Annotated in this window: 22 protein-coding genes; 16 read left to right on the top strand and 6 right to left on the bottom strand. The window is 65.8% G+C overall.

Going from position 1 to position 26,183, the window contains the following annotated elements; translation table 11 throughout:
* The first annotated feature begins 119 nt into the window (after positions 1–119).
* The 7 genes from CJU94_RS31850 to CJU94_RS31820 all read left to right on the top strand — a co-directional run bounded on the left by CJU94_RS31850 (position 120) and on the right by CJU94_RS31820 (position 9,066).
* Entirely contained in the window at positions 120–965 is an 846-nt protein-coding gene (locus CJU94_RS31850) for a transketolase (protein ID WP_425272216.1), read from the top strand.
* The gene (locus CJU94_RS31845; protein WP_095422501.1) at positions 962–1,960 is read left to right on the top strand and encodes a transketolase family protein; all 999 of its coding nucleotides are present in this window, start codon (positions 962–964) and stop codon (positions 1,958–1,960) included. The genes CJU94_RS31850 and CJU94_RS31845 overlap by 4 nt, the downstream gene beginning before the upstream one ends.
* A gap of 82 nt (positions 1,961–2,042) precedes the next feature.
* Positions 2,043–2,807 (top strand): SDR family NAD(P)-dependent oxidoreductase, encoded by a 765-nt coding sequence (locus CJU94_RS31840; RefSeq protein WP_095422500.1) that lies wholly within the window; start codon positions 2,043–2,045, stop codon positions 2,805–2,807.
* 156 nt (positions 2,808–2,963) lie between these two features.
* Positions 2,964–4,007, top strand: coding sequence for a TRAP transporter substrate-binding protein (locus CJU94_RS31835; protein ID WP_095422499.1), 1,044 nt, complete (start codon positions 2,964–2,966; stop codon positions 4,005–4,007).
* A gap of 4 nt (positions 4,008–4,011) precedes the next feature.
* A complete protein-coding gene (locus CJU94_RS31830; protein WP_095422498.1) occupies positions 4,012–5,871 on the top strand; it encodes a TRAP transporter large permease in 1,860 nt (619 codons plus the stop codon).
* Positions 5,872–6,075: 204 nt separating this feature from the next.
* Positions 6,076–8,082, top strand: coding sequence for a transketolase (tkt, locus tag CJU94_RS31825; protein ID WP_095422889.1), 2,007 nt, complete (start codon positions 6,076–6,078; stop codon positions 8,080–8,082).
* An 18-nt stretch (positions 8,083–8,100) separates the two neighbouring features.
* A complete protein-coding gene (locus tag CJU94_RS31820; protein ID WP_095422497.1) occupies positions 8,101–9,066 on the top strand; it encodes a D-2-hydroxyacid dehydrogenase in 966 nt (321 codons plus the stop codon).
* Between the two features lie 57 nt (positions 9,067–9,123).
* Here the strand turns inward: CJU94_RS31820 and CJU94_RS31815 are convergent, their stop codons facing one another.
* Positions 9,124–9,900, bottom strand: coding sequence for an SDR family NAD(P)-dependent oxidoreductase (locus CJU94_RS31815; RefSeq protein WP_095422888.1), 777 nt, complete (start codon positions 9,898–9,900; stop codon positions 9,124–9,126).
* A 197-nt stretch (positions 9,901–10,097) separates the two neighbouring features.
* Between CJU94_RS31815 and CJU94_RS31810 the strand changes: the two genes are divergently transcribed.
* Positions 10,098–10,685 carry a TetR/AcrR family transcriptional regulator gene (locus tag CJU94_RS31810; RefSeq protein ID WP_095422496.1) on the top strand — a complete coding sequence of 196 codons (588 nt, stop codon included), beginning with the start codon at positions 10,098–10,100 and terminating at the stop codon, positions 10,683–10,685.
* An 84-nt stretch (positions 10,686–10,769) separates the two neighbouring features.
* Here the strand turns inward: CJU94_RS31810 and CJU94_RS31805 are convergent, their stop codons facing one another.
* On the bottom strand, positions 10,770–12,254 hold the full coding sequence (locus tag CJU94_RS31805; RefSeq protein WP_095422495.1) for an esterase-like activity of phytase family protein: 1,485 nt from the start codon (positions 12,252–12,254) through the stop codon (positions 10,770–10,772).
* A 241-nt stretch (positions 12,255–12,495) separates the two neighbouring features.
* Positions 12,496–13,467, bottom strand: coding sequence for a LysR substrate-binding domain-containing protein (locus tag CJU94_RS31800; RefSeq protein ID WP_095422494.1), 972 nt, complete (start codon positions 13,465–13,467; stop codon positions 12,496–12,498).
* 101 nt (positions 13,468–13,568) lie between these two features.
* On the opposite strand from CJU94_RS31800, the gene CJU94_RS31795 reads away from it, so the two are divergent.
* The 6 genes from CJU94_RS31795 to CJU94_RS31770 all read left to right on the top strand — a co-directional run bounded on the left by CJU94_RS31795 (position 13,569) and on the right by CJU94_RS31770 (position 19,917).
* Complete coding sequence (locus CJU94_RS31795; protein ID WP_095422493.1) at positions 13,569–14,648, top strand: ABC transporter ATP-binding protein; 1,080 nt, start codon at positions 13,569–13,571, stop codon at positions 14,646–14,648.
* A 65-nt stretch (positions 14,649–14,713) separates the two neighbouring features.
* Positions 14,714–15,427, top strand: coding sequence for an HAD-IA family hydrolase (locus CJU94_RS31790; RefSeq protein WP_095422492.1), 714 nt, complete (start codon positions 14,714–14,716; stop codon positions 15,425–15,427).
* Between the two features lie 4 nt (positions 15,428–15,431).
* Entirely contained in the window at positions 15,432–16,769 is a 1,338-nt protein-coding gene (locus tag CJU94_RS31785) for an NAD(P)/FAD-dependent oxidoreductase (RefSeq protein ID WP_095422491.1), read from the top strand.
* Positions 16,766–17,674 (top strand): ABC transporter permease, encoded by a 909-nt coding sequence (locus tag CJU94_RS31780; RefSeq protein ID WP_095422490.1) that lies wholly within the window; start codon positions 16,766–16,768, stop codon positions 17,672–17,674. The genes CJU94_RS31785 and CJU94_RS31780 overlap by 4 nt, the downstream gene beginning before the upstream one ends.
* Positions 17,671–18,465, top strand: coding sequence for an ABC transporter permease (locus tag CJU94_RS31775; protein ID WP_095422489.1), 795 nt, complete (start codon positions 17,671–17,673; stop codon positions 18,463–18,465). The genes CJU94_RS31780 and CJU94_RS31775 overlap by 4 nt, the downstream gene beginning before the upstream one ends.
* A gap of 24 nt (positions 18,466–18,489) precedes the next feature.
* Entirely contained in the window at positions 18,490–19,917 is a 1,428-nt protein-coding gene (locus CJU94_RS31770) for an aldehyde dehydrogenase family protein (protein ID WP_095422488.1), read from the top strand.
* A 98-nt stretch (positions 19,918–20,015) separates the two neighbouring features.
* On the opposite strand, the gene CJU94_RS31765 is transcribed toward CJU94_RS31770, so the two are convergent.
* The 3 genes from CJU94_RS31765 to CJU94_RS31755 form a co-directional block, all read right to left on the bottom strand.
* Entirely contained in the window at positions 20,016–21,695 is a 1,680-nt protein-coding gene (locus tag CJU94_RS31765) for a GMC family oxidoreductase (protein ID WP_095422487.1), read from the bottom strand.
* A 126-nt stretch (positions 21,696–21,821) separates the two neighbouring features.
* Positions 21,822–22,883: an ABC transporter substrate-binding protein gene (locus CJU94_RS31760; RefSeq protein WP_208645387.1), complete on the bottom strand. Its 1,062-nt coding sequence runs from the start codon at positions 22,881–22,883 to the stop codon at positions 21,822–21,824.
* Between the two features lie 219 nt (positions 22,884–23,102).
* Positions 23,103–24,098 (bottom strand): ABC transporter substrate-binding protein, encoded by a 996-nt coding sequence (locus CJU94_RS31755; RefSeq protein ID WP_095422486.1) that lies wholly within the window; start codon positions 24,096–24,098, stop codon positions 23,103–23,105.
* Between the two features lie 272 nt (positions 24,099–24,370).
* On the opposite strand from CJU94_RS31755, the gene CJU94_RS31750 reads away from it, so the two are divergent.
* The gene (locus CJU94_RS31750; protein ID WP_095422485.1) at positions 24,371–25,375 is read left to right on the top strand and encodes an aliphatic sulfonate ABC transporter substrate-binding protein; all 1,005 of its coding nucleotides are present in this window, start codon (positions 24,371–24,373) and stop codon (positions 25,373–25,375) included.
* 51 nt (positions 25,376–25,426) lie between these two features.
* Entirely contained in the window at positions 25,427–26,173 is a 747-nt protein-coding gene (locus CJU94_RS31745) for a hypothetical protein (protein WP_341868373.1), read from the top strand.
* Positions 26,174–26,183: the final 10 nt, after the last annotated feature.

Genomic DNA, 26,183 nt, shown 5'->3' with positions numbered 1-26,183 from the left:
ATTCAATTCATCTATCGGCCATCTTAATTCGTTTGAGCGTTGCTGGGGAGGCGATTACGCTTGTCATCACTGGCTGCGGCGTCGATGCGGCACACAAAAGACCTATGGAGACGACAACAGTGAACACAAGCGAAACCGCGCCGTATCCGCAACTCGCGGAGCACGCCTACCAGATCCGCCGCAACGCGCTGCGCATGGGCGAGGTGCAAGGGCAAGGCTATATCGGCCAGGCGCTCGACATCGCCGACGTGCTGGCGGTCGCCTACTTCCGCGCCATGCGTTATCGCGCCGACGATCCCGATTGGGAAGGCCGCGACCGCTTCCTGCTCTCCAACGGCCATTACGCGATCGCGCTGTACGCGGCGCTAATCGAAGCCGGCATCATCGCCGACGAAGAACTGGAGACCTACGGCAGCGACGACAGCCGCCTGCCGATGTCCGGCATGGCGAGCTACACGCCCGGCATGGAAATGTCCGGCGGCTCGCTCGGCCAGGGGCTGACGATCGCGGTCGGCCGCTGCCTGGGTCTGAAGCGCAAGGGTTCGGACGCCACCGTCTACACGCTGTTCTCCGACGGCGAACTCGACGAAGGCGCGGTGTGGGAAGGACTGATGTCCGCCGCGCACTGGAAACTCGACAACCTGATCGCGATGGTCGACGTCAACAACCAGCAGGCCGACGGGCCGTCTTCAGCGGTCATGGCGTTCGAGCCGCTGGTCGAAAAACTGCAGGCGTTCGGCTGGTTCGTGCAGCGCGTGGACGGCAACGATCTCGCGGCGGTGGTCGCCGCGTTCGATGCGGCCCGCGCCCATCCTGAAGCGCAGCCGCGCATCATCGTCTGCGATACGCGCATGGGGTACGGCGTGCCGTTCCTCGAAGCACGCGAGAAGAACCACTTTATCCGCGTCGACGCGCACGAGTGGCAACTCGCGCTGCAGGCGCTCGAAGGCGGGAGAACCGTATGAGCGCCGCCGCCCCGAAACCGCGCCTGAAAACGTCGGCGATGATCGCCTCGATCGCCGGTGAAGGCCAGATCACCCGCTCCGCGCCGTTCGGCCACGCGCTGGTGGAACTCGCGCGCAACCGGCCCGAGGTGGTCGGCATGACCGCCGACCTCGGCAAATACACCGACCTGCATCTGTTCGCGAAGGAATACCCCGAGCGCTACTATCAGATGGGCATGGCCGAGCAGTTGCTGATGGGCGCCGCGGCCGGCATGGCGCACGAAGGCGCGCAACCGTTCGTCACCACCTATGCGGTGTTCGCCGCGCGCCGCGCTTACGACTTCATCCACCAGGCCATCGCCGAGGACAACCTCGACGTCAAGATCGTGTGCGCGCTGCCCGGCCTCACGACCGGCTACGGTCCGAGCCACCAGGCGGCCGAAGACCTTGCTCTGTTCCGCGCGATGCCGAACCTGACGGTGATCGACCCGTGCGACGCGCTCGAAATCGAACAGATGGTGCCGGCGATCGCCGACCATCGCGGCCCGGTGTATGCGCGGCTGCTGCGCGGCAACGTGCCGGTCGTGCTCGACGAATACGACTATCAGTTCGAACTCGGCAAGGCGAAGCTGCTGCGCGACGGCACCGAGGTGCTGATCATCTCGTCCGGGATCATGACGATGCGTGCGCTCGAAACGGCCAAGGCGCTCGCCGCCGACCGCATCGACGTGGGCGTGCTGCACGTGCCGACCATCAAGCCGCTCGACGCCGTCACGCTGCTGCGCGAAGCGCGCCGGCCGGGGCGCCTCGTGATCGTCGCGGAGAACCACACGGTGATCGGCGGGCTCGGCGAGGCGGTGGCCACCGTGCTGCTGACCAACGGCGTCACGCCGCCCTTCCGTCAGATTGGCCTGCCCGACGCGTTTCTCGACGCCGGCGCGCTGCCGACGCTGCACGAGCGCTACGGCATTTCCACCGAAGCGATGTGCGACACCATCAAAGGCTGGCTGCGCTAGACCCGGCCAGGGCCGGCAGGCGCAGTCACCGTTAGCCAACGACGCAGCAAACCATAAGCATTACTTTCAGGAGATCCGCATCATGTCAGAGTCACGTCTTCTCGACGGCAAGGTCGCCGTCATTTCCGGCGGCGCCTCGCCGCGCGGCATCGGTATGGCGACCGCGCGCAAATTCGCCGCTCATGGCGCGCGCATCGCCATTTTCGATCTCGACGAAAAAGCCGCCGTAGAAGCCGCCGCTTCGATCGGCCCGGAGCATCGCGGCTATGTGTGCAATGTCACCGACCGCGCTGCCTGTCAGGCCGCTGTTGAACGTACCGTGGCCGATTTCGGTTCGATCGATATCCTGATCAATAACGCCGGCATCACCCAGGCGGCCAAGCTGCTCGATATCGACCCGCAAAGCTGGGACCGCATTCTGGACGTCAACCTGCGCGGCGTGCTGTATCTGTCGCAAGCGGTCGTGCCGCAAATGAAGAAGCAGAAGAGCGGCTCGATCGGCTGCATGTCGTCGGTGTCGGCGCAGCGCGGCGGCGGGATTCTCGGCGGCCCGCATTATTCGGCGGCCAAAGCCGGCGTGCTCGGCCTGGCGAAAGCGATGGCGCGCGAACTCGGCAACGACGGCATTCGCGTGAACTGCGTGACACCGGGCCTGATTCAGACCGACATCAACGCCGGCAAGATCAGCGACGACAAGCGCGTCGAGATTCTCGCGGGCATTCCGCTGAATCGTCTCGGCGTGCCCGACGACGTGGCCGGCGCATTCCTGTTCCTCGCGTCGGACCTGTCGTCGTATATCACCGGCGCGGTGATCGACGTGAACGGCGGCATGCTGATTCACGGCTGATCGGCTCCGGCAGGACGGGCCGTCTGGCAGAAGGCCGGCGGCGGCGATGGAGACCGAGCAGTACCAGGCAAACGGGCGCGGCGCATAACACGTGCGGCCGCCGCGCTCGAGATTCCAGCATAACCATAACGACACGCCATATTGGAGGAAGACACCATGACTACCCGTTCGAACGCCCCGCAGGGCATCAGCCGCCGCACTTTTCTGAAAGCCGGCGCCACCTTGTCCGCAGCGGTGCCTTTGTGGAGCATCTCGCGGCGCGCCATGGCGGCGCCCGAGTTTTCGTACAAGCTCGCCACCGGCCAGGATCCGACTCACCCGGTGAATATCCGCGCCCAGGAAGCCATCAACCACATTCGCGAAGCGACCAACGGCCGCCTCGACATCAAGCTGTTCCCGCAGAACCAGTTGGGCTCCGACACAGACCTGCTCTCGCAGGTGCGCAACGGCGGCGTGGAGTTCTTCAACCAGGCCTCGTCGATTCTCGCGACGCTCACGCCGGCCGCGGGCATCGTCAACACCGGTTTCGCGTTCAAGGACTACGACGCCGTGTGGAAAGCCATGGACGGCGAGCTCGGCAATTACATCCGCGCGCAGATCGCCAAATCCGGCATCGTGTCGGTCAGCAAGGTGTGGGACAACGGCTTCCGGCAAATCAGTTCGTCCACCCGCGCGTTGCGCACGCCGGCCGACCTGAAAGGCTTCAAGATCCGCGTGCCGCAAGCGCCGATGCTGACGTCGCTATTCAAGGCGCTCGACGCGGGCCCCGCGCCGATCAACTTCAACGAGCTGTATTCGGCCTTGCAAACGGGCGTGGTGGAAGGCCAGGAAAATCCGCTGCCGATCATCGCCACGGCCAAGCTCTACGAAGTGCAGAAGTACATCAGCCTCACCTCGCATGTGTGGGACGGCTACTGGATTCTCGGCAACCGCGCCGCGTGGGAACGGCTGCCCGCGGATATCCGCGCCATCGTCACGCGCGAATTCGAAAAGGCCGCGATGCTGCAACGCGCGGACATCGCGAAGCTGAGCAGCTCGTTGCGCGACGATCTGAAAACCAAGGGCATTGCCTTCATCGACGTGGATCGCGAGGCATTCCGCGGCGCGCTGGCCAAGACGAGCTTCTACCACGACTGGAAGAGCAAATACGGCGACGAAGCCTGGGGTCTGCTGGAGAAGTCCGTCGGAAAACTGGGGTGATGCGATGATCTCGATCTCTTATTCGCACGAGCGGCAGCACCGCTTCGCCTGTGCGCTCGATTCAGCGCTCGGGCACCTGGTGGAAATTCCCGCCGCCTTGCTCGTGCTGGCGGAAATCGTCGTGCTGCTGGCCGGCGTGGCGAGCCGCTATATCCTGCACGCGCCGCTCGTCTGGTCCGACGAGCTCGCCTCCATGCTGTTCCTCTGGCTCGCCATGCTCGGCGCCGTGATCGCGTTGCGGCGCGGCGAGCATATGCGCATGACGGCGCTGGTCGGAATGGCGCCGCCGGGTGTGCGCGCGTTTCTCGACGTGGTGGCGATCGCCGCGCCCATCGCGTTTCTCGCGATGGTGATCGGCCCGGCGATCAGCTTCGCGCAGGACGAGTCGTTCATCACCACCCCCGCGCTCGAACTGTCGAATTCGTGGCGCGCCGCCGCGCTGCCGATCGGCTCGGCGCTGATGCTGCTGGTCGCCGTGGTGCGGCTCGCGCGCCTCGGCGACTGGCGTCTCGTACTGGGTGCGCTCGCAACAGTCGGCGCGCTGGTCGGCGCCTTCATCGCGCTCGGGCCGGTGCTGCGTGAGCTCGGCAATGTGAACCTGCTGATCTTCTTCGTCGGCCTCGTGGCGCTCGGCGTGCTGAGCGGCGTGCCCATCGCGTTCTCGTTCGGACTCGCGACCTTCGGCTATCTCGCGCTGACCACGAACACACCGATGCCGGTGGTGGTCGGCCGGATGGACGAAGGCATGTCGCATCTGATCCTGCTGTCCGTGCCGCTCTTCGTGTTCCTCGGCCAGTTGATCGAAATGACCGGCATGGCCGCGGCAATGATCGCGTTTCTCGCGAGCCTGCTGGGTCACGTTCGCGGCGGCCTTTCGTACGTGCTGGTCGGCGCCATGTATCTGGTGTCCGGCATCTCGGGATCGAAAGCCGCCGACATGGCGGCGGTCGCTCCGGTGCTGTTTCCGGAGATGAAAGCGCGTGGGGCGAAACCGGGCGACCTGGTCGCGCTGCTCGCCGCGACCGGCGCGCAGACCGAAACGATTCCGCCGAGCCTCGTGCTGATCACGCTCGGCTCGGTGACCGGCGTGTCGATCTCGGCGCTCTTCACGGGCGGCATGCTGCCGGGCATCGTGCTGGCGATTACGCTGTGCATCGTCGTGCAGTGGCGTTATCGGCGCGAGGACATGTCGAACGTCAAACGTGCAACGCGCGGCGAGATTCTGCGCAAACTGGTGATCGCGTTTCCGGCGCTCGCCCTGCCGTTCGTGATTCGCGCGGCGGTGGTCGAAGGCATCGCGACGGCGACCGAAGTCTCCACCATCGGCATTGCGTATGCGGTGCTGGCCGGCCTGCTGATCTATCGCCGTTTCGAGTGGAAACGCCTGAAGCCGATGCTGATCGACACGGCCACATTGTCAGGCGCGATCCTGCTGATCATCGGCTCGGCCACCGCGATGGCGTGGGCGTTGACGCAATCCGGCTTCTCGGGCCAGCTCGCGCAGACCCTGGGCGCCTTGCCGGGCGGTGCGGCAATGTTCATGGCGGCCTCGATCTGCGTGTTCGTGATTCTCGGCAGCGTGCTCGAAGGCATTCCGGCCATCGTGCTGTTCGGCCCGCTGATGTTCCCGATCGCGCGCGCCATGCATATCCACGACGTGCATTACGCGATGGTCGTGATCCTCTCGATGGGTGTGGGCCTCTTCGCGCCGCCGTTCGGCGTGGGCTACTACTCCGCGTGCGCGGTGAGCCGCATCCATCCCGACGAAGGCATGAAGCCGATTCTCGGCTACATCGCCGCGTTGATGGTCGGCCTGATCATCGTGGCCGCCGTACCGTGGATTTCGACGGGCTTCCTGCATTGAGCCGTTGATCCGTGAAGCGCGAGGCATGCGCCGCCTCGCGCGATGTCCTTCCGCCCGCAACGTCGGGCCGGTTCGTCAGATTTGTCTATTGCCGCCCGCTGCGCATGACGCAGCGGCGTAGAGGAGCCTTTTGCCATGTCCACCACCGAAGCCCCGTCTGCCGCACCGAACGCTTCGCCCGCATCAATCACGCCGTTGCCGCGCATGGCGCCCGCCGCCGACGTGCCCGCCGTCACTCAGGCCGCGCCCTTGCCGTTGGCCGACGCGATCCGCTTCCTTTCGATCGACGCGATTCTGCGTGCCGGCGAAGGCCACCAGGGCGTGCCGCTCGGCATGGCCGAAATCGCCACCGCGCTCTTCACCCGTCACCTGAAGTTCAATCCCGCCGATCCGACCTGGCCTGATCGCGACCGCTTCGTGCTGTCGAACGGCCACGGCTCGCTGCTGCTCTATTCGCTGTTGTATCTGACCGGCTATGACGCCATCGGACTCGAGCAGATCAAGACCTTCCGCGAGCTCGGCTCGCATTGCGCCGGCCATCCCGAGTTCGAGCCGGCGCACGGTATCGAGGCCACCACCGGCCCGCTCGGCCAGGGGATCGCCAACGCGTTCGGCATGGCCATCGCCGAAACGTATCTCGCGGCGAAATTCGGCAGCGACCTCGTCGACCACTACACCTATGCGTTCGTCGGCGACGGCTGTCTGCAGGAAGGCATTGGCCAGGAGATGATTTCGCTCGCCGGGCATCTGCAACTGGGCAAGCTGATTCTCTGCTGGGACGACAACCAGATCACCGACGACGGCAGCACGTCCCTCTCGATCAGCGAGGATGTCTGCGCGCGCTTTCGCGTGGGCGGCTGGCATGTCGTCGAAGTCGACGGGCACGATCTCGAAGCGGTGTCGGCCGCGCTGACGATCGCCCGCGCGGACCCGCGCCCGTCGATGATCGCGTGCAGGACCGTGATCGGCCGCGGGATTGCGCGTCTGCAGGGACAGCGCGGCGGCCATAGCGGCAAGCTGTTTCAGGCGGACGCCGACGCGGCGCGCGACGCGCTCGGCTGGCCGCACGCGCCGTTCGAGATACCCGCGCAGACTCTCGACGCATGGCGCGCGGCAGGACGGCGCAGCGAGCGGCAGTATTACGCATGGCACGAACGTCTCGCCGCCTTGCCAGCCGCACAGCGGGACGAGTTCGAACGGGTTCTTTCAGGCCACCTGCCGCCTGGCTGGCGCGGCGTGCTGGACGACTACCGCAAACGCGCCGTGGAGCGTGACGAGCCGCAGCCCGGCATCACCGTCTCGGGCGAGATCAGCGATCTGCTCGCGCCGCTGTTGCCGGAACGCATGGTCGGCTGCGCCGATCTCGAAGCGCCGACGGGCCATAAGCGCCAGTTGCACGCCTTCACCGCCGCCGACCGCAGCGGCGCCTACGTCCACTGCGGCGTGCGCGAACACCTGATGGGCGCGATGGCCAACGGCATGGCGGCGCATGGCGGCGTGATCGCGACGAGCGTCACCTATCTGGCGTTCTCGGACTATCAGCGCCCCGCCATGCGCATGGCCGCGCTGATGGGCCTGCCGGTGCACTTCGTATTCAGTCACGATTCGATCGGCGTCGGCAAGAACGGTCCGACGCATCAGCCCGTCGAGATTCTCGCCTCGCTGCGCGCGATGCCGAACATGCGCGTGCTGCGTCCCGCCGATGCCGTCGAGGCCGCAGAGTGCTGGGCGCTCGCGCTCGGGCATCGGCGCGGGCCGAGCACGCTGGTGTTCGCGCGCCAGGCGCTGCCGCTGGTGCGCCACGCACATAGCGCCGAACCGTTGTCGCAACGCGGCGCCTACGTGCTGGCCGAGGCCGAAGGCGGAGCGCGCGCCGTGACGCTGCTCGCAACCGGCTCCGAAGTCGCGCTGACCTTGCAGGCACGCCGCCAGTTGCAGGACGAGGGCATTGCGACAGCAGTCGTGTCCATGCCGTGCTGGGAGATTTTCGACGAACAGGACGACGCCTATCGCGCCGCGGTGCTCGGCTCGGGCACCGTGCGAATCGGCGTGGAAGCGGCGTTGCGTTTCGGCTGGGACCGCTATCTCGGCGAACGCGGCGGCTTTGTCGGCATGACGGGCTTCGGCGCGTCCGCCTCGGCGGAGACGCTGTACGAGCATTTCGGCATCACCGCGCAGCATATCGTCGCTGAAGCGAAGCGGCATCTGTAAATTATCGGATACCTAACCATGCATAAGATCGTTTTTCTGGACCGCGCGACCCTCGCGCCGCAGATCGTGCTGCGCGAGCCGCGCTTCGAGCATCAGTTGATCGAGCACGAGCGCACCACTCCGGATCAATTGCTCGAGCGGCTCGCCGGCGCGTCGATCGCGATCACCAACAAAGTGCCGCTGACAAGTGAGGTGCTGGAGCAATTGCCGGCGCTGAAACTCGTCGCGGTGGCCGCGACCGGCACGGACTGCGTCGACAAGGCGGCCGCCCAGCGGCTCGGCATTGCCGTGAGCAACATTCGCGGCTATGCGATCAACACGGTGCCCGAGCATACGTTCGCGCTGATCCTCGCGCTGCGGCGCAATCTGGTCGCCTATCGCGACGATGTGCTCGCCGGCGAGTGGCAAAAATCCGGGCAATTCTGTTTCTTCACGCACGCTATCCACGATCTGGCCGGTGCGCGCCTGGGCATCATCGGCGAAGGGGTGCTTGGGCAGCGCGTGGCGGAGTTGGGCAAAGCCTTCGGCATGCAGCCGATGTTCGCCGCGCACAAGGGCCGCGAAGGTCTCGGCCCGCTTTACACGCCATGGGACGAGGTGCTCGCGAGCAGCGACATCATCACCGTGCACAGCCCGCTCACGCCGCACACGCGCAACATGCTCGCCATGCCCGAGTTTCGCGCGATGAAGCGCCGGCCGCTGATCATCAACACGGCGCGCGGCGGCCTCGTGGATGAAGCCGCGCTCGTGCAGGCGCTCGACGAAGAGCTGATCAGCGGCGCGGGTTTCGACGTGACCGCGGGCGAGCCGCCCGCCGACGACAACCCGCTACTGCGCGCGGCCAGCCGGCCAAACGTGATTCTGACGCCGCATGTGGCATGGGCGTCGGATGAGGCACAGCAGAGTTTGGCGAATCAGTTGATGGACAACATCGAGAACTTCGTGAGCGGTGCGCCGACGAATCTGGTGAGCGGCGCGTATTGAGCCCCGGCCACGCCGCCGATTAATCGTGCGGCGCGGCGACTCACCTGCGACGTTGCCTCAACCCTGACGGAAAATCGGCGCGCCCCACGGTGCGCCAGTCGTGCCGCCATCCACCACGATCTCCGCGCCGGTCATTCCCGAGGCGTCGCCGGAAGCCAGGAACAGCACCGCTGCCGCGACTTCTTCCGGCGCGGCGAGGCGCGCCATCGGCACGCGCGGAGCCAGCGCCTGCTCGGTTCCGTCGAGCGTGGCGCCCGCGCGTGCGCCGCGAGTCCAGATCGGCGTGCGCGTGCCGCCGGGGATCACGGTATTCACGCGAATGCCGCGCTGCACCAGTTCCGATGCGAAGACCTTCGCCATGCCTGTGATGCCGGCCTTGGTGGCCGAATACGCCGCCGAGCCCGGCGAACCGAGTTCGCGCATCACCGAACCGTTCAACACGACCGCGCCACCCTCGCCCATCAACGGCAATGCGGCTTGCACCGTCAGAAAGACCGCCGTCAGATTGGTGCGAAGAATGGCCTCGAACGCCGCGGCCGTGGTGCCGCCGAGCGGCGTCGGACCGGAGATCCCGGCGTTGGCGAACACGATATCCAGCGACCCGAACCGGCTCTTGATCTGTTCGAACAGCGCGCCGATATCCGCTTCGTTATCCAGATTGGCCTGCACGCCCAGCGCGTTTTCGCCGAGTTCGGACACGGCCTGATCCAGCTTCGCACTGTCGCGGCCGGTGATCACCACCTGCGCGCCTTCGGCAATCAGCCGCTTGGCCGTGACGAAACCAATGCCGCTATTTCCGCCGGTAATCAACGCGGTTTTTCCATTGAAACGCATCATCTCTCTCCTTCAGCGCGCCGCCAACGGGCCGGAAATCACGGCCGTGCGACGCCGGTAACGGTTAAGCGGCCCATCGGCGCCGCCGCAAACGGGCATCCGCGAAAGATGCCGTCATCCAGCAATCTGCATGTTGATCATCATGCACATTTTCAGTATTATGCCCGTCATGCAGATTGTCAAGAGGGGGGACGGAAATGGGCTACTCGCAGGCGCAAAAAGCAGAAAGCCGTCAGCGTGTGCTGGAAACCGCGGCGCGGCAGATTCGGGAAGACGGGATCGAGGCGCTCGGCGTGGCGGACTGCATGCGGCGCGCGGGTCTCACGCATGGCGCGTTTTACGGCCACTTCGAGTCGCGTGACGCGCTGATCGTCGAGGCGCTGGAATACGCGGTCGCGCAGAGCGAGAAACGGATCGCCGCCACACTCGCGGCGGCGAATGCGAACGGGTCTGCAAACAAGGAACCGTTGCGCACGATTGCCGAGATGTTCCTCAGCGAGAAACACATCAGAAATCCGGGCACCGGCTGCGCGTTGTGCGCGCTTGCCGGCGAGGCACGCCACGCGGCGCCGGAAGTGCGCGAGCGGCTGACGCAATATGTGCACACGCTGGCATCGCGAATCGCGCAGACCTTGGCGGGCGACAGCGAAAATCTGGCGCTCGGGATCGTCGCGACCATCGTCGGCGCGGTGACGCTGGCGCGTGCCGTCGACGACCCTGAACTCGCTAGATCGATCCTTGCCGGCTCGCTCGATCTGATCGTCGCGCAAGGCGCTGACGCCTAGCTCAATGCGGCGGCGCCGGTAGAAGCCGGCCCCGCGACTGTGGCTTCAACGCGCGCGGGGCGCTAACCGGCGCGCGTCGGCGGCTCAATGATCGTCGTCGCGATCAGGACCGCACGTCTCCCCCGACTCGCCGTGGTCACGGCGGTGATCGCCGTGATGCGCGTCATCCACGCCGGGCAGTTTTTGCGCAACATACGCCGGCAAGTCGCTCGGGTCCCACGCGAAGGCGAAAAACTGATTCGGGTTCGCGATGCCGGCCGGATGGTGGGTATCGGTGATCGTGCCCAGAAAGTCGTTGTCGTTGGCCACAAACAGCGTGTGCTTTTTCACGCCGCCGACCACGACATCCGGACCGAACGCGAGACCCTCCAGCTTCGCCGGAATATCGTTCGCGTTGTAGCCGTGCGCGACGAGCGTGGCGACCACATCCAGAAACAGCGTCTTCTGCACCGCGTAAGGCGCGAGGCCGGCCTCGCCGCTCGCGTTGCTCACGTCCTGAGCGCCGTTCAGGTCGATATGGAACACCTTCTTGAACGCGGCCGTCGAATCGTCGCCCAGCCCCTTGCCGTCCCGCTCGTCCATCAGCAGTTCGTGATCGTTGACGGCGAGCACGTCGCTGATGGTCGGATACTTGGGCTTGGCCGCCGTGCCGATGTTCGTCAGCGGATACGCGAACTGGGTCGTCCTGCCGGTGCGCACGTCGATCCTGACGATGCGCGTATACCCGCCGTTCGTGCCGCCATCCTGGATCAGCGGGCTTTGCATCGCGCCGAACAGCGTGTTGCCGTCCGGCGAGATCGCGAGACCTTCCATGCCCTTATTGGCGACGCGGCCCGCGGTGTTCTGCGATATTTCGTCGTTGCCGACCGAGCTCAGCGTGGCGACCGCGAACGCGTCCGGCAGCTTGTACGTGTCGATGCGACGGCCGCTGCGGCGATCGAAACGGTAGACGTAAGGGCCGTACTCATCCGAGATGAAGACGCTCTGGCCGTCGTTGCTCACACGCACGCTTTCCGGATCGAAGCGCGCGTCGCGGTCGTCCGTGGACAGGTGTGCCGGATCGAAGTTGTCCGAGCGGCCGGTGAAGTAGTGGGTGCGATTGCGGCGGTTGAGCGCCGGTGCGCCGTTGGGCACGCCCGCGGCGGCGCCCGTGCCGTAGACCAGCGTGTCGCTGGTGTGGAGCAGCGTGGTGGCGAGCAGGGCCGGCGTCATCGTGTACGGCAGCGAGGCGCCCGCCGCGCCGGGTTTCAGGCGCAGGCGCAGGGTCTGGAAACGGTTGATATACGAGGCGGTGTCGTCGATTGCGGCGTTATACGACACGGCATTCGGGCCGCGGTCCGGCACGGCGACAAACGTGTGGCATCCCGCGTAAGCGATGCCTGAACCGAGGCCGCCGAGCAGATTGCCCGCCACGCCGTTCTCCAGCGGCGCGGCGGTTTCCTTCGACAGATCGCCGGTAAGGCCGCTTAATTGACCGACCGCGATGAGATCGACGCCGGCGTGCGCGACGGTCGTGACGAACAGCGCCGAAGCGATCGCCGTCAGAGCAAGGATTCTTGAACGAGACACGGTGTCTCCCTGAGTGGAATGCTTGTTATCGACGGACCGGGCGCCCAGCGTCGTCCATGGGCGCCGCGCCCGCGTGGCTGGGTGAAAGACGTGAAAGGGGCCGGCCCGCGGCTCGTTGGCCGATTGAAGGCCGCCGGTAATACTGCGTGAGGTTCGTGACCGATTAATGACGTCGGTAACCGGCGGCGGCGGCAGCGCGTTGCACGCTGCAGCGATCCACCTGAAAGTGGATGAACGCGCCCTACCCTATCGCCAATCCCGCCTCGCTCAGCGAGCGCCGCAAGCCGAGCTTCGGATAGGCGCGATCGACCGCGCGCACATCGGCGCGCGTTTCCTCGATGATCCAGTCGCGCACGTCGGCCGCGGCCGGCCGCAGTGGGCGGCTCTCCGGCCATACCAGACAGCAGCGCCGGTTCGTGACGATCAGCTCCTGTTCGGCCGGCTGGAGCGCGCCTTCCAGCAGCCAGTGCGACACCACGTTGAGCCAGCCGAGCGCGACCCCCTGGCCGAGCAACGCGGCCTGCACGACGATCGCGTAGTCGTTGAAGCTCAGCATGCTCGCGGCGTGCCGCCCGTGTGCGGCGAACGCTTCGAAGCGCTCATGCCAGCCGCGTTCGCCGTCGTCCATGACGATCACCGTGTCGCCATGCGCGCGCCCCGCCTCGGTGGCCGCGGTCTCGTGATAACGCCGGTTGCACACCGGCAGCAGCGTCTCCGGCATGACCAGCACGCTGTGCTCGCCGATCTCGTCCTCACGCCGAAAGCGCATGCCGAGGTCCACGTCGACGAGCGGCCCGCCGATGCGCCCCGAGATCAGCTGAAACCGCAAGTCGACGTTCGGAAACGCCTGATTCAGCCGGTTCATGCGCGGCATCAGCCAGTGCGTGGTGAAGGCCGTGGACACCGACAGCGTGACCGACTCGACGCCGGTGGCGCGCGCCTCGATCTCGCGGATGGCGCCTTCAATGCCGTTGAAGCCCTCGGAGATCTTCCGGTAAAGGATCTTGCCGTTCTCGGTCAACTCGATGCCGCCGCGCACGCGCTCGAACAGCCGCACGCCGAGGTGGTCTTCCATGCGCGCCAGCATGCGGCTCACCGCGGGCTGGCTCACATATAACTCCTGCGCCGCGCGCGTGAAGTTGCCGCAGCGCGCGGCGGCTTCGAACACGAACAGCGCATTGGCGCTCGGCAGTTTCTTGCGAAGGTTGGGCATGACCTGATGTTATGCCTTCTCCAACAATTTGGGAATTGCCGCCAAAAATGGCACGGCCTATATTTTCCCTGACGCAGGCCTCTTCAGCGAGACAGAACGCAATGGACGCACGAGCGAAAACAGGTGTTTCGATCCGATCGGCAGCGAAACGTTATGGCCATGTAGTGGCTCTCGACGACATTTCGCTCGACATCGCCCCCGGCGAATTCGTCTCGCTGCTCGGCCCCTCGGGCTCGGGCAAGACCACCCTGCTCGGCATTCTCGGCGGCTTCGTGCAGCCGAGTTCGGGCGCGGTCTGGGTCGGCGAACGCGACATTACATTTGCGCCGCCGCATAAACGCGACATCGGCATCGTGTTTCAGAACTACGCGCTGTTTCCGCATATGACGGTGGGGGAGAACGTGGCGTTTCCGTTGCGCGCGCGCCGTCTGCCGAAAGCGACGTGGGCGAAGAAAGTCGCCGACGCGCTCGCGATGGTCGAACTCTCCGGTTACGAAAGCCGCGGCATCGGCCAACTGTCCGGCGGCCAGCGCCAGCGCGTGGCGCTCGCCCGCGCGATGGTGTTCGAACCGCAACTGATCCTGATGGACGAGCCGCTCTCCGCGCTCGACAAGCAACTGCGCGAAACCATGCAGATCGAACTGCGGCGGCTGCATCGCAAGCTCGGCGCGACGATCGTCTATGTGACGCACGATCAGCGCGAGGCGCTCACCATGAGCGACCGCGTGGCCGTGCTGAAGAACGGCCGGCTGGTGCAGATCGACACGCCCGAGCGGCTCTACGACCGACCGTGCGATGCGTTCGTGGCGAGTTTCATCGGCGAGGCGACGCTGCTCGACGTGACGCGCGCCGGCGACGACGCCGTGCGTCTCGGCGATACCGTGCTGCGCACCGCGCATCCGCTGCCGCACGGCAACAAACTGCTGCTCGCGGTACAGACCGAAAAGCTCGTGATCGACGGCGGCGACGGCCGGCATGACGGCGTGAACCGTCTGTCGTGCCGCGTCACCGAGGTGCTGTACCAGGGCGAGAGCCTGCGCGTGTTCGCCGAACTCGCCGACGGCACCGCGATCAGTCTGCGGCAACCCGGCGGCTACGACGCGCGCCGCCGCATTCCGCAACCGGGCGCACCGATGAGCGTGATGCTCGACCCGCAGGACACGATCGTCGTGCCCGCCTGATTTTCTCCGCCCACGCGTGGGGCACTCCCTCTCCGACTTACCGCACATTGCAAAAGGATGATTTCATGAAGCTCACCGATTTCAAGGTCCTGACGTTCGACGTCGTCGGCACACTCATCGACTTCGAGCGCGGCGTGCTCGCCTCCGTGCGGCGCATTGGCGGCCCGGCGGCGAAGGACCTGACCGACGACCAGATCTTCGAGCCGTACATGCGCGGCCGCGCCACCTATCCGGGCCGTTCGAGCCACGAAATGGCGAACGTCTATCTCTCGCTCGCGAAAGAACTCGGCCTGCCCGACGACGCGCAATCGGCCGCCGCCTTCCAGCGCGACGTGCTCGAATGGCCGGCGTTCGCGGATTCGGTGGCCGCGCTCAAGCGTCTGCGCAAGCACTTCCGCCTGGTGGCCATGACGAACGCGGACCGCGTGGCGCTTTCGGCCTACGCACACACGCTCGGCGATCCGTTCGACGACACCGTCTGCTGCGACGAAACCGGCGTCGCCAAGCCCGACCCGCAATTCTTCGCGTACAACCGCGGCCGTCAGGCGGCGTTCGGCTACAAGTTCGGCGAGATCCTGCACACCGCGCAAAGCCAGTATCACGACATCGGCATCGCCACGAAGCTCGGCTACGCGACCTGCTGGATCGAACGCCGTCAGGGCGCGAAGGGTTTCGGCGCCACGCCGGTGCCGGAAGCCGTGACCACGCCGACCTTCAAGTTCGCGACGCTCGGCGCGCTCGCCGACGCCGTCGAAGCCGAAGCACGTCTGGCCGCCTGATCCGATGCTCGCGCCGACGGCACGCCCCATGCCCCAGCCCGACTCGCTCTGGCAAGCGCTCGCTGCCGCCTCGCCCGACGCGGGCGCGGCCGTGAGCACCGGCGCGCCGCTCGCGCGCGATCTGGACACCCAAGTCGCCGTGATCGGCGCGGGCTACTCGGGTCTTGCCGCCGCTTATGCGCTGCAAAAGCGCGGCGTGGACTGCGTGGTGGTCGATGCGAACCCGGTCGGCTGGGGCGCGAGCGGCCGCAACGGCGGCGTGGTGTCGTCGAAGTTCAGACTGTCGTTTCCCACCATCGACAGGTTGCACGGCCTCGACACCGCGAAGCGCATGCATCGTCTCGCGCATGAAGGCGTGCGGGTCGTCGAAGCGCTGGTCGACGAGTTCCAGCTGGCGCGCGCCCGTTTCGAACCGACCGGCAGCTTGCGCTGCGCTCACACCGAAGCGGCATTGGCCGCGATTCGCGCCGAAGCCGACTGGGTGCGCACGCAACTCGGCGATACCACGATGACCGCGCTCTCGCGCGCGGGCATCGAGCACGAGACCGGTTCGAAGGGCTTTGTCGGCGGCGTGCTGAGCGCGGACGCCGGCACGATCCTGCCGCTCGAATATGTGCGCGGACTGGCGCGCGGCCTCACGCTGCGCGGCGTGCCGATCTACGAATCGACGCCGGTGCAGCAGATGCAACGCGCGTCCGGCGAGACGCGCGTGACGCTGCGCACGCCCGGCGGCACGGTGCGCGCGAGGCAGGTCATTGTCGCGACCAATGCATATTCGGACCTCACCACGGCGACCGCTGCGTATCAGCGCGAACTCGTACCGTTTCGCAGCGCGATGATCGCCACCGAGCGCCTGCCCGCCGAGCTCGATGCGCGCCTGATGGTCGAGCGCCGCAGCTACACCGAAACCCGGCGCATGATGAAGTGGTTCCGCAAAGTGGACGGCCGCATGCTGTTCGGCGGACGCGACGCGTTCGGCAAGGAAGGCCAGACCACCGGCTTCGAAGCGCTGCGGCGCGCGATGATCGCGCTCTTTCCCGATCTCGCGGACCTGCGCGTGGAATACCGCTGGTCGGGCTATGTGGGCATGACGTTCAATTCGCTGCCGCATGTGGGACGCAGCGACGACGCCACGACCTTTTGTCTGGGGTATAACGGAGCAGGGGTCGCGATGGCGAGCCTGCTCGGCCAGCATGCCGCCGCGCTCGCGCTCGGCGAAACGCCCGAGCTCTCGCTGCTCGGCGCGCCCGGCCTGCGGCCCGTGCCCTTTCATTCGCTGCGCGCGCCGGGTGTGAGACTCGTCGCGGCGTGGTATCAGTTTCTCGACGCCGTAGGTGCATGATGACAACCGCCAAACGGATGCTCCAGGGAACCACCTTGATGCAGGCCACCGAGTCCGATCCCGCCGTGCGCTATCAGCGCCGTGAGGATCGCACGATGCTTCTCCTGATGACGCCGGCGCTCCTCGTGATCGTCGTGCTGCTGGTCGTGCCGCTTGCGTGGCTGTCGTGGCAGTCCATCTATCACGACGGCTTCACGCTCGAGAACTACCGGCGCATGTTCACCGGCGCTTACCTCGAAACCTTTCTGCTGACCTTCAAGCTGAGCATCGTCGTGACCGTCATCACGCTGCTGCTGGGCTATCCGGTCGCCTACTTCGCCGCCGCGTTGCCGCCCAAACTGAGCGCGCTCGTGCTCGGCATGGTGATCCTGCCGTTCTGGACCAGCGTACTCGTGCGCACCTACGCGTGGCTCGTGCTGCTGCAACGCACGGGTCTGGTCAACAAGGCGCTGATCGCGTCGGGTCTCGTGGACCGGCCGGTGCAACTCGCCTACAACCAGTTCGGCACGATCGTCGCGATGGTGCATATCCTGCTGCCGTTCATGGTGCTGCCGCTCTATTCGGCGATGCAGAAGATCCCGGCGAATCTCTCGCAAGCCGGCGCGAGCCTCGGCGGCTCGCCGCTGCACGTGTTCCTGCGGGTGTTCCTGCCGCTCTCGATGAGCGGCGTGTTCGCGGGCGTCACGCTCGTGTTCGTGCTGTGCCTCGGCTTCTACATCACGCCCGAACTGATGGGCGGCGGCAAGTCGATCATGGTGTCGATGGTCGTGAGCCGCAATGTCGAGATCTACAACAGCTGGGGCGCGGCGAGCGCGGTGAGCGTCGTGCTGCTGATCTGCGTGTTCGCGATTTTCTATGCGGCGAGCCGCGTGGTGCCACTCGAAAAGACCCTGGGCGCGAAATGAACAAACTCCCGTTCGGACGCATCGTCCTCGGCGCGAGCGTCGTGCTGATCCTGCTGTTCCTGATGGTGCCGGTGCTAATCGTGGTGCCGCTGTCGTTCTCCGACACGCGCTTCATGACCTTCCCGCCGCCCGCCTACTCGCTGCGCTGGTATCACGCGTTCTTCGACAACCCCGCCTGGATCGACGCCGCGCGCACCACGCTCACCGCTTCGATTTGCGCCGCGCTGATTGCCACGCCGCTCGGCGTGGCCGCCGCGTACGCGATCCAGAACGGCAGCCACTGGATCATGCGCTATCTGCGCACGCTGCTGATGCTGCCGCTGATGGTGCCGATCATCATCGTCGCGGTAGGCGTGTTCTTCGTGTACTCTCAGGCGGGCTACGTGAATACGCTTGGCGGCCTGATTCTCGCCGATACGATGCTCGGGCTGCCGTATGTGCTGATTTCGGTCGGCGCCGATCTGCGCACCTTCGACCGCACGCAGGAAATGGTTGCGCGCAGCCTCGGCATGAATCGTTTTCGCAGCTTCATGACGGTGACGCTGCCGCAGATCAAGGCCAGCGTGATTTCGGGCGCGGTGTTCGTGTTCATTCAGGCGCTCGACGAAACGGTGGTCGCGCTGTTCGTGTCGGGCGGTTCGAACCAGACGCTGACGCGCCGCATGTTCGTGACGCTGCGCGACGAGATCGATCCGACCATTGCCGCGATCAGCACGATGCTCACGGCGCTCACGCTGTGCCTCGTGATGATCGTCGTGGTAAGCCGCCGCTCCGGCGCGGCGCGCGCCTAACTTTTCTCTGACAACAGCAATAACATGATCAATGCACTGAAGTTCTATATCGACGGCGCCTGGGTCGAGCCGTCGGGCAACGCGCGCCGCGCCGTGGTCGATCCTTGCACCGAGCAAGCCTTCGCGGAAGTGGCGATGGGTACGCCCGCCGATGCCGATCGCGCGGTCGCCGCCGCGAAACGCGCATTCGTGTCGTTCTCGCAGACCACGCCGGCCGAGCGCCTCGCATTGATCCGCCGCATTCTCGAAGTGTTTCTCGAACGTCAGGATGAAATGGGCGACACCATCTCACGCGAACTCGGCGCGCCACGCGCGATGGCGCGTGCGTGGCAGGCGGGCATCGGGCGGCGGCATCTCGAAGAGCTGATCCGCACGTGCGAAACCTTCGCATGGCAGCGCAGAAAGGGGACCACGCTCGTCAATCACGAACCCGTCGGCGTGGTCGCGCTCATCACGCCGTGGAACTGGCCGATCAATCAGATCGTCTGCAAGGCCGCACCCGCCATCGCGGCGGGTTGCACGATGGTGCTCAAGCCCAGCGAAGTCACGCCACTCAATGCGTTGCTTTTCGCGGAGATACTCGACGCGGCGGGCGTGCCGCCGGGCGTCTTCAATCTCGTCAACGGCGACGGCCCGACTGTCGGCGCGGCGCTCGCCGCGCATCCCGATGTCGATATGGTGTCGTTCACCGGTTCGACACGCGCGGGGGTCGAGATTGCGAAGCTCGCGGCGCCGACCGTCAAGCGTGTGCATCAGGAACTGGGCGGCAAGTCCGCGAACATTCTGCTGGACGACGTCGATTTCGAAGCGGCTGTCACGGCGGGCGTGAACTCGTGCTTCAACAACAGCGGCCAGTCGTGCAACGCGCCCACGCGCATGCTCGTGCCCGCGGCGCGCCATGATGAAGCGGTGGCGATCGCGCGGCGCGCGGCGCAAGCGCAGCGCGTCGGCCCGGCCGACCACGAGCGCACGACCATGGGTCCGGTTGTCAGCGGCGTGCAGTTCGAGCGCGTGGAGCGGCTGATTGCGGCGGGCATCGACGAAGGCGCGCATGTCGTGACGGGTGGCCTCGGCCGCCCGCCGGGTCTGGAACGCGGCTATTACGTGCAACCGACCGTGTTCGCCGATGTGCGCCCTGCCATGACGATCGCGCGTGAAGAAATTTTCGGCCCGGTACTCGCGATCATGCCGTACCGCGATGAGGAAGACGCGATCGCGATTGCCAACGACAGTCCGTTCGGGCTCGCGGCCTACGTTCAATCCGCCGATCTGGAGCGTGCGCGGCGCGTGGCGTTCAGGCTCCGCGCGGGCAGCGTGTATCTGAACTATCCGTCGTGGGATGCGGGCTCGCCGTTCGGCGGCTACAAGCAGTCGGGCAACGGCCGCGAATACGCGGAATGGGGGCTCGAGGCGTTTCTCGAAGTGAAGGGGATCGTGGGGTTTGGCGACTGAGCTTGCGCGGGCCCTGCTGGGTCCGGCTGGCCGCTCATCACTTAGCGCTTACCGCTTGCCGGGTCGCCACGTTGCCATGCGGCGGCCCGGCATCGCACTCAGGCACGGCCGCGCAACATATCCGCGATACGCTCCGCGATCATGATGGTTGGCACATTCGTGTTCGCACACGGTATCGACGGCATTAGCGACGCGTCGCACACATAAAGTCCGCTGACGCCATAGACCGCGCCGCGCGCGTCGCATACCGCGAACGCATCGTCGGCGGCGCCCATGCGGCAGGTTCCCGACGGATGCCAGGTGCCGCCCACCGAGCGGGTCACGAATCGCGTCAACGCGTGATCGTCGGCGAGCAGTGCGTCGAGCGTCACACCTTGCGTGACCACACGCCGCACCAGCCATGCCCGCAACGGCCCGGCGAGGTCCAGCAGCGCGCTCAGCAGACCGCGCTGCAATGCATTCCACGCCCCCGGCACCGCCACGCTCGCGACGCGCGGTGAATAGCTCGACGGCAGCAGCGTGGTGCGGTGCCGCGCCATCATCGGATCGGCAAGCGTGCGGGCGCCGAAGCGCAGCGCGAGCTTGAGGCGTTCGAGATCGCGTGCGTCGGAGAGCATGTTGAAGTCGACAGCGGGCTCGTCGCGCGGATCGGCCGACGCGAGCGTCACACGGCCGCGCGAGTACGACTTGTTCACCCAGAAGAAGATCGTGCCGAGCCGCAGGCCGACCGAATGCCAGCCCGAACGCGAGAGAATCGCGCCATGCATGTCGCCGGGCAACGCCCCGCTCACGCCGGACGAAAAGCGCACGATGGCCTGCTCGTGATGCTCGTCGGGATATAACGCGCGGGCCGCGCGCGGCAGAACCGCCGACACCGCAATCGACGGATGCTCCATCAGATTGCCGCCGACACCGCCTCGATCCGCCACCACCTCGATACCCAGCGCGGCGAGTTCGGCAGCGGGGCCGATGCCGCTTCGCATCAGAAGCGCCGGACTGTGGATCGCGCCCGAGCAAACGATCACATGTTTCGCGCGCAACGCTTCGCTCCGGCCGTCCTCACCAATGACGCGCGCGCCGATCACCTGCTTGCCGTCGAACAGCACGCGTTCGACCAGCGTTTGCGTGCGGATCGTGAGATTCGGGCGCGCTCGCACGGCGTCGTCGAGATAGCAGACCGAAGTCGGGATCCGCTCGCCCGCTTCGCTCACAGCGATCGCGCCAATGAACGTGCCGTCCCGCCACTCGCCGTTCTGGTCGTCACGCCGCGTGTGGCCGCGCGCGTCGAGCGTGGCGAGCACGGCGCGCACGAATGGCGAGATGCGCGTCCACGGCGTGCGCTGGATGCGCACCGGCCCGCTCTCGCCATGCAGCGCGCCGCTGAAATCGCAATCGGTTTCGAGCTTGCGGAAGTACGGCAGGCAGGCGCTCCAATGCCAGCCGTGCGCGCCGAGTGCGTGCCATTCGTCGTAGTCGGCCGGCGCGCCGCGATTGGCCATCAGCGCGTTGATCGCCGAGCCGCCGCCGAGCAGGCGTGCCTGCTCGTAACGGCGCGTCGCGCTCGACGTGCTCATGCGTGCTTTCAGCCGCTGCCAGATGTTCGCGGTGTCGAGATAGGCGCGGCCGGGATAGCGGCTGCGCACCGCCGCGGGCATGTCCGTCCGCGAGATATTGCGGCCCGCCTCGACGAGGCAGACGGTCTTGCCGGCGTCCTCGGACAGGCGCGCGGCGAGCACGCAGCCGGCCGAGCCGCCGCCGAGAATCAGATAGTCGATCACGTTGGGAATGCGCAGACGTTAAGCCGTGCGGGACGCGCGAAAATGCGCCGGGAGTCGAACGCGGCGGGATCCTGGCGTGCAACGGCCTCGGGTCCCGCACACGACGCGCACAAGAAGACGCTGGGCTTACTGCATGAACTTGAGCCAGCGCGCTTTCGCCTGAACGCCGGCATCCGACGCCCACCATTCCTCCGACATCAGCGCCTGCTTCGACGCATTCTCCGGCGAGCTCGGCAACTCGCTCGCGCGCTTCGCATCGATCTTGCCCGTCTTGAATGCCGCCGGATTGCCCGGCCCGTAGTCGATATAGAGCGGCAAGTTGGCCTGCAACTCCGGCGAGACCGCGGCGTTGATGAACTTGATCGCGTCGGGCAGATTGGGCGCGTTCTTCAGCACGCACAACTGCGTGTTTTGCAGAATGCCGTCGTTGTACGTGAAATCGACATCGGGATTGTCCTTGCGCACCGCGCTCGCGCGGCCGTTCCAGATCATCGTCATATCGACCTCGCCGTCGTGCAGCAATTGCGCTGACTGGCCACCCGAGGTCCACCAGACGGTCACGTCCGGCTTGATCTGCTGCAGCTTCTTAAACGCGCGATCGACGTCGAGAGGATAGAGTTTGTCGCGCGGCACGCCGTCGGCGAGCAGCGCCGCTTCGAGCACGGTCTGCGGATCGTTGCGCAGCGCACGGGTGCCGGGGAACGCCTTCACGTTCCAGAAATCGGCCCAGCTCTGCGGCACCTTCTTCAACGTCTTCTTGTTGTAGCCGATCACCGTCGAATAGAACTCGTACGCGACCGAGTACGGCGTCCGGTATTTCTCCGGCATGGCCGCGCCATTCGGGATCTTCGAGAAGTCGAGCTTTTCCAGCAGTCCTTCCTTGCCGCCGCGCAGGCAGTTGGAGGTCGGCGTGTCGACCACGTCCCAGATCGGCTTGCCGGTGGCGGCCTGGGCTTTGATCTGCGGCCACGCGTCAGGAATGCTGTCCTGGTTCACGGTGATATTGAGCAGCTTCGCGGCCGGGTCGAGAATCGCCTTGGTCTGCGCTTCCTGATAGGTTCCGCCTTGCGAGACGAAGGTAATCTTGCCGGCGGCGGCAAACGCGGACGTCAAACCTGCGGGCGCGAGATTCGCGACGCCGAGGATCAGAACAGCGGCAAGCGGGCGCAACATGGGCTTTTTGATCACGACGGGGTCCTCGAAACGGTTGAGCGAACATATCGTCGATGTCATGCATCGTCGAGCCCAATATAGTGAGTCTAATTATCCGCGACAACGCCCGAATTGTTTGAGGACCCATGACGTCACGTTATGCTCCGGTGAAACCCCAATATGCCGTGAACACGCCGGCAGCGTGAGCGCGCCGCACGCCCGGCCCGCTCATGTCAGGTTATCGGTGCGCGCGTGTCACCCGTTCGCAATATGGGTGTCGGAAATCGCGCGCACGTCGATGCGCCGCGGCAGAATGGCATCGCGGCTGGCGCTGTCGGCGACCTTCTGCAATGCGCCGATATCCGTCTCGTCGACAAAGTGCTGTTTCAGCGCCGCGCGCTGCGTGATGCGCTTTGCGGCATCGAGCGGCGCACGTGTCAGCGTCGCATAGATTTGCGCGTAGGTGTCGGGATTCGCGAGTGCCCAATCGCCCGCGCGCTGGAACCGCAGCAGCACATCGGCAATCGCCGCGCGCTTGCGCGGTTCCGCCAGGGCCGTGCCGGATGCTGTGATAAAACCCAGTCCGCTATTGATGCCGGCGCCGTCGCGCAGAATGCGCGCGCCGCGCTGCACGGCGATGCCGTAATAAGGATCGAACGTGGCCCACACCTCGATCGAACCGGACGCGAACGCGGCAAACGCATCGACGGGGAGAATGAAACGGACGTTGACGTCCTCCTTCGAGAGACCGGCTTCGGCTAGTGCACCGTAGAGCTGAAACTGCGAAATGCTGCCCCGCGCCGATGAAACGAACACCGTGCGTCCTTTCAGATCCGCGACCGTGCGAATCTTCGAGTCCTGCGCGACCAGAATGCCGAGTTGCTCGCCGGAACCGACGCGCGTCGCGACGATCTTCAGCGTCGGGTCGCCGACGGCTGCGGCAAGCACCGGCAGATCGCCGGCCGGCGCAAGATCGACGGCGCCCGCGCGCTGCGCTTCGAAGAGCGGCGCCGCGCCCTGAAAGTTGGCCCAACGAAACGCGTACGGCGCGCCGTCGAGCACCTTGGCGGCTTCGGCCAACGCACGCGTACCGCCCGCCTGATCGCCGAGTACGAGTGTGACCGGCGCGAGTTCGGCGGCATGAGCAGCGAGCGAATCGAATGCGCCTGACGCGGCGAATGCCGGCACAGCGCTCAGGCGTTTGAGCGCGCGCCGCCGTGCGAGAAACGACGTGGAAGTGGAAGCGGCCATAGGTCCTCTCTGACGATATGCCCGCAAGCGTAGCGATCAAGACGGCCCAGGAGAATTATTCTCTTTCGATATGTTTATATCGAATCAATATTTATCTTTTGCATTCAATGGCCGATGCGATTCGTCACGCCGGAGCCGGCTTCCCCACGCATCGCCGTGCTTATGCGCTGGCCTTCGATGTTTAGCTGAAACGGTCAGTTCGCGCAGCGCAGGGTCGTTGCCAGGATGGTCGATTGGCCTTCCCTTCAGATTCGACTCAAGGACTATGAACCATGGCGCTCCTCACCAGACGGGCTTTTATCCGCGTCGCGCTGGCTTCCTCGCTCAGCACGCTCGCGCCGCGCGGCTACCCGCAAACGTCGGCCACCAACGCAGAGCCGACCGCGCTGCGGATCGGCTATCAGAAGTCGTCGACGTTGACCACGCTGCTCAAGGCGAGCGGGTCGCTCGACAAGGCCCTCGCGCCGTTGGGTGTGCGCGTGTCGTGGAATGAGTTTTCGAGCGGTTTGCCCTTGACCGAGGCGCTCAATGTCGAGGCCGTGGATTTCAGCGCGGACGTCGCCGACACCGTACCGATCTTTGCTCAAGCCGCGCATGCGCGATTCGTCTATGTCGCGCAGGAAGCGCCGTCGCCGGGTGCCCAGGCGATCATCGTCAAACAGGATGGCGCGCTGCATACGCTCGCCGATCTCAAGGGCAAGCGCATTGCCGTGACCAAGGCCGCCGGCAGCCACTATCTGCTGCTCGCGGCGCTCATCAAGGCGGGGCTCGCGCCCGCGGACGTGCGGATCAGCTACCTCACGCCGGCCGACGGCCGCGCGGCCTTCGAGCGCGGCAGCGTCGATGCGTGGGTCACCTGGGATCCGTACGTGGCATCCGTCGACCGCGATGCCGACGTGCGCATTCTCGCGGACGGCAAGGGACTCGCGTCGTACCAGCGCTACTACCTCGCGTCGAACCGGTTCGCGGCGGCGCATCCCGAGGTCATCCAGATCGTGTTCGACCAGTTGACGCAGGCCGGCGTCTGGTTGCGCGCGCATCCTCAGCAGGCTGCCCAGACACTTGCGCCGATCTGGGGACTCGACGCCGCCACGATCGAACGTGCGAATGCCCGCCGGAGTTATCTGGTGCGTCCCGTCGTTGCACAGAATTTCGGTGAACAGCAGAAGATCGCGGACACGTTCTTCCAGGCCGGATTATTGCCCGCCAAAGTCGAGACCGCGCAGGCGCAACGCTGGGACTTCGCGGTGAAACGCGCGGAGCCCGCCGGCGCTTGACGAACGATTTGATGAACTCACTAACGAAGGGTGTCAGAACGGTGTCAATACGTGTGGAGAAAACCGCATAAATCGCATTGCAAAACGCCCGCGCAGAATGTTTTTTGGCGTTCGATTATCATGACTCGATCATCTCACTCGAACGACTCGGTTTTGGATATGACGAATACAGGCAAGGCGTTGATTATCGCGCTGGTTCTGGTGGACGTGGGATTCATCTCTTACCAGCTTCTCCCTAAAGGCGAGCACTCCGACGCCGCGCCAGACGCGGTGACGACCAACTCCGTCACGACGACGGCCGTGGGTCCGCGCGTGGACGGCACGCACGTGATCGCAGGCAATGTGGTTCCCACTTCGCCCTCCGCGAACAGTACGGGTCAGATCGCGGCGGCGGCGCCGTCCCCGTCCATACCGGCCCCCATTGCCACCGACGCGCAAACGGAAGCGCGTCCGCAAATCTCACGGCATAAGCAGCCGGGCCACGCGAGCACATCGGTGCAAACACGCGAACCTGCCGCGGCGAAAGCAGACACGGCGCAGCCTGTCGGCCGTGCGCGCGACGATCTGAGCCGGCACGGCTCGAATGCCGTCGCGGCAGCCATGACGGAACAGCTCGTCAAGGAATCTTCCAAACCCGACCCGTCGCTGCCGATGCCGCCGCCCATGCAGACCGCCCCGGTCAGCCAGGACCACCGCGGCTCGAACCCCGTCGGCGCAGCAATGACACAGGAACTGGTGCGGCAATCGGCGCGGGTCACCCCGGCTCCGCAGGCACCGGCGCAGACCGGTACGCAATAAGATCGCAGTC

Source organism: Paraburkholderia aromaticivorans, assembly GCF_002278075.1.
Classification (GTDB): domain Bacteria; phylum Pseudomonadota; class Gammaproteobacteria; order Burkholderiales; family Burkholderiaceae; genus Paraburkholderia; species Paraburkholderia aromaticivorans.
The sequence above is the reverse complement of the archived record's forward strand: the minus strand, read 5'-3'. Positions and strand labels throughout refer to the sequence as shown.

What these genes read in the sequence shown, in the direction of transcription:
- CJU94_RS31845 (WP_095422501.1), top strand. Translation starts at nt 962, where the DNA reads ATGAGCGCCGCCGCCCCGAAACCGCGCCTGAAAACGTCGGCGATGATC.
- CJU94_RS31840 (WP_095422500.1), top strand. Translation starts at nt 2,043, where the DNA reads ATGTCAGAGTCACGTCTTCTCGACGGCAAGGTCGCCGTCATTTCCGGC.
- CJU94_RS31835 (WP_095422499.1), top strand. Translation starts at nt 2,964, where the DNA reads ATGACTACCCGTTCGAACGCCCCGCAGGGCATCAGCCGCCGCACTTTT.
- CJU94_RS31830 (WP_095422498.1), top strand. Translation starts at nt 4,012, where the DNA reads ATGATCTCGATCTCTTATTCGCACGAGCGGCAGCACCGCTTCGCCTGT.
- tkt (WP_095422889.1), top strand. Translation starts at nt 6,076, where the DNA reads ATGGCGCCCGCCGCCGACGTGCCCGCCGTCACTCAGGCCGCGCCCTTG.
- CJU94_RS31820 (WP_095422497.1), top strand. Translation starts at nt 8,101, where the DNA reads ATGCATAAGATCGTTTTTCTGGACCGCGCGACCCTCGCGCCGCAGATC.
- CJU94_RS31815 (WP_095422888.1), bottom strand. Translation starts at nt 9,900, where the DNA reads ATGCGTTTCAATGGAAAAACCGCGTTGATTACCGGCGGAAATAGCGGC.
- CJU94_RS31810 (WP_095422496.1), top strand. Translation starts at nt 10,098, where the DNA reads ATGGGCTACTCGCAGGCGCAAAAAGCAGAAAGCCGTCAGCGTGTGCTG.
- CJU94_RS31800 (WP_095422494.1), bottom strand. Translation starts at nt 13,467, where the DNA reads ATGCCCAACCTTCGCAAGAAACTGCCGAGCGCCAATGCGCTGTTCGTG.
- CJU94_RS31795 (WP_095422493.1), top strand. Translation starts at nt 13,569, where the DNA reads ATGGACGCACGAGCGAAAACAGGTGTTTCGATCCGATCGGCAGCGAAA.
- CJU94_RS31790 (WP_095422492.1), top strand. Translation starts at nt 14,714, where the DNA reads ATGAAGCTCACCGATTTCAAGGTCCTGACGTTCGACGTCGTCGGCACA.
- CJU94_RS31785 (WP_095422491.1), top strand. Translation starts at nt 15,432, where the DNA reads ATGCTCGCGCCGACGGCACGCCCCATGCCCCAGCCCGACTCGCTCTGG.
- CJU94_RS31780 (WP_095422490.1), top strand. Translation starts at nt 16,766, where the DNA reads ATGATGACAACCGCCAAACGGATGCTCCAGGGAACCACCTTGATGCAG.
- CJU94_RS31775 (WP_095422489.1), top strand. Translation starts at nt 17,671, where the DNA reads ATGAACAAACTCCCGTTCGGACGCATCGTCCTCGGCGCGAGCGTCGTG.
- CJU94_RS31770 (WP_095422488.1), top strand. Translation starts at nt 18,490, where the DNA reads ATGATCAATGCACTGAAGTTCTATATCGACGGCGCCTGGGTCGAGCCG.
- CJU94_RS31755 (WP_095422486.1), bottom strand. Translation starts at nt 24,098, where the DNA reads ATGGCCGCTTCCACTTCCACGTCGTTTCTCGCACGGCGGCGCGCGCTC.
- CJU94_RS31750 (WP_095422485.1), top strand. Translation starts at nt 24,371, where the DNA reads ATGGCGCTCCTCACCAGACGGGCTTTTATCCGCGTCGCGCTGGCTTCC.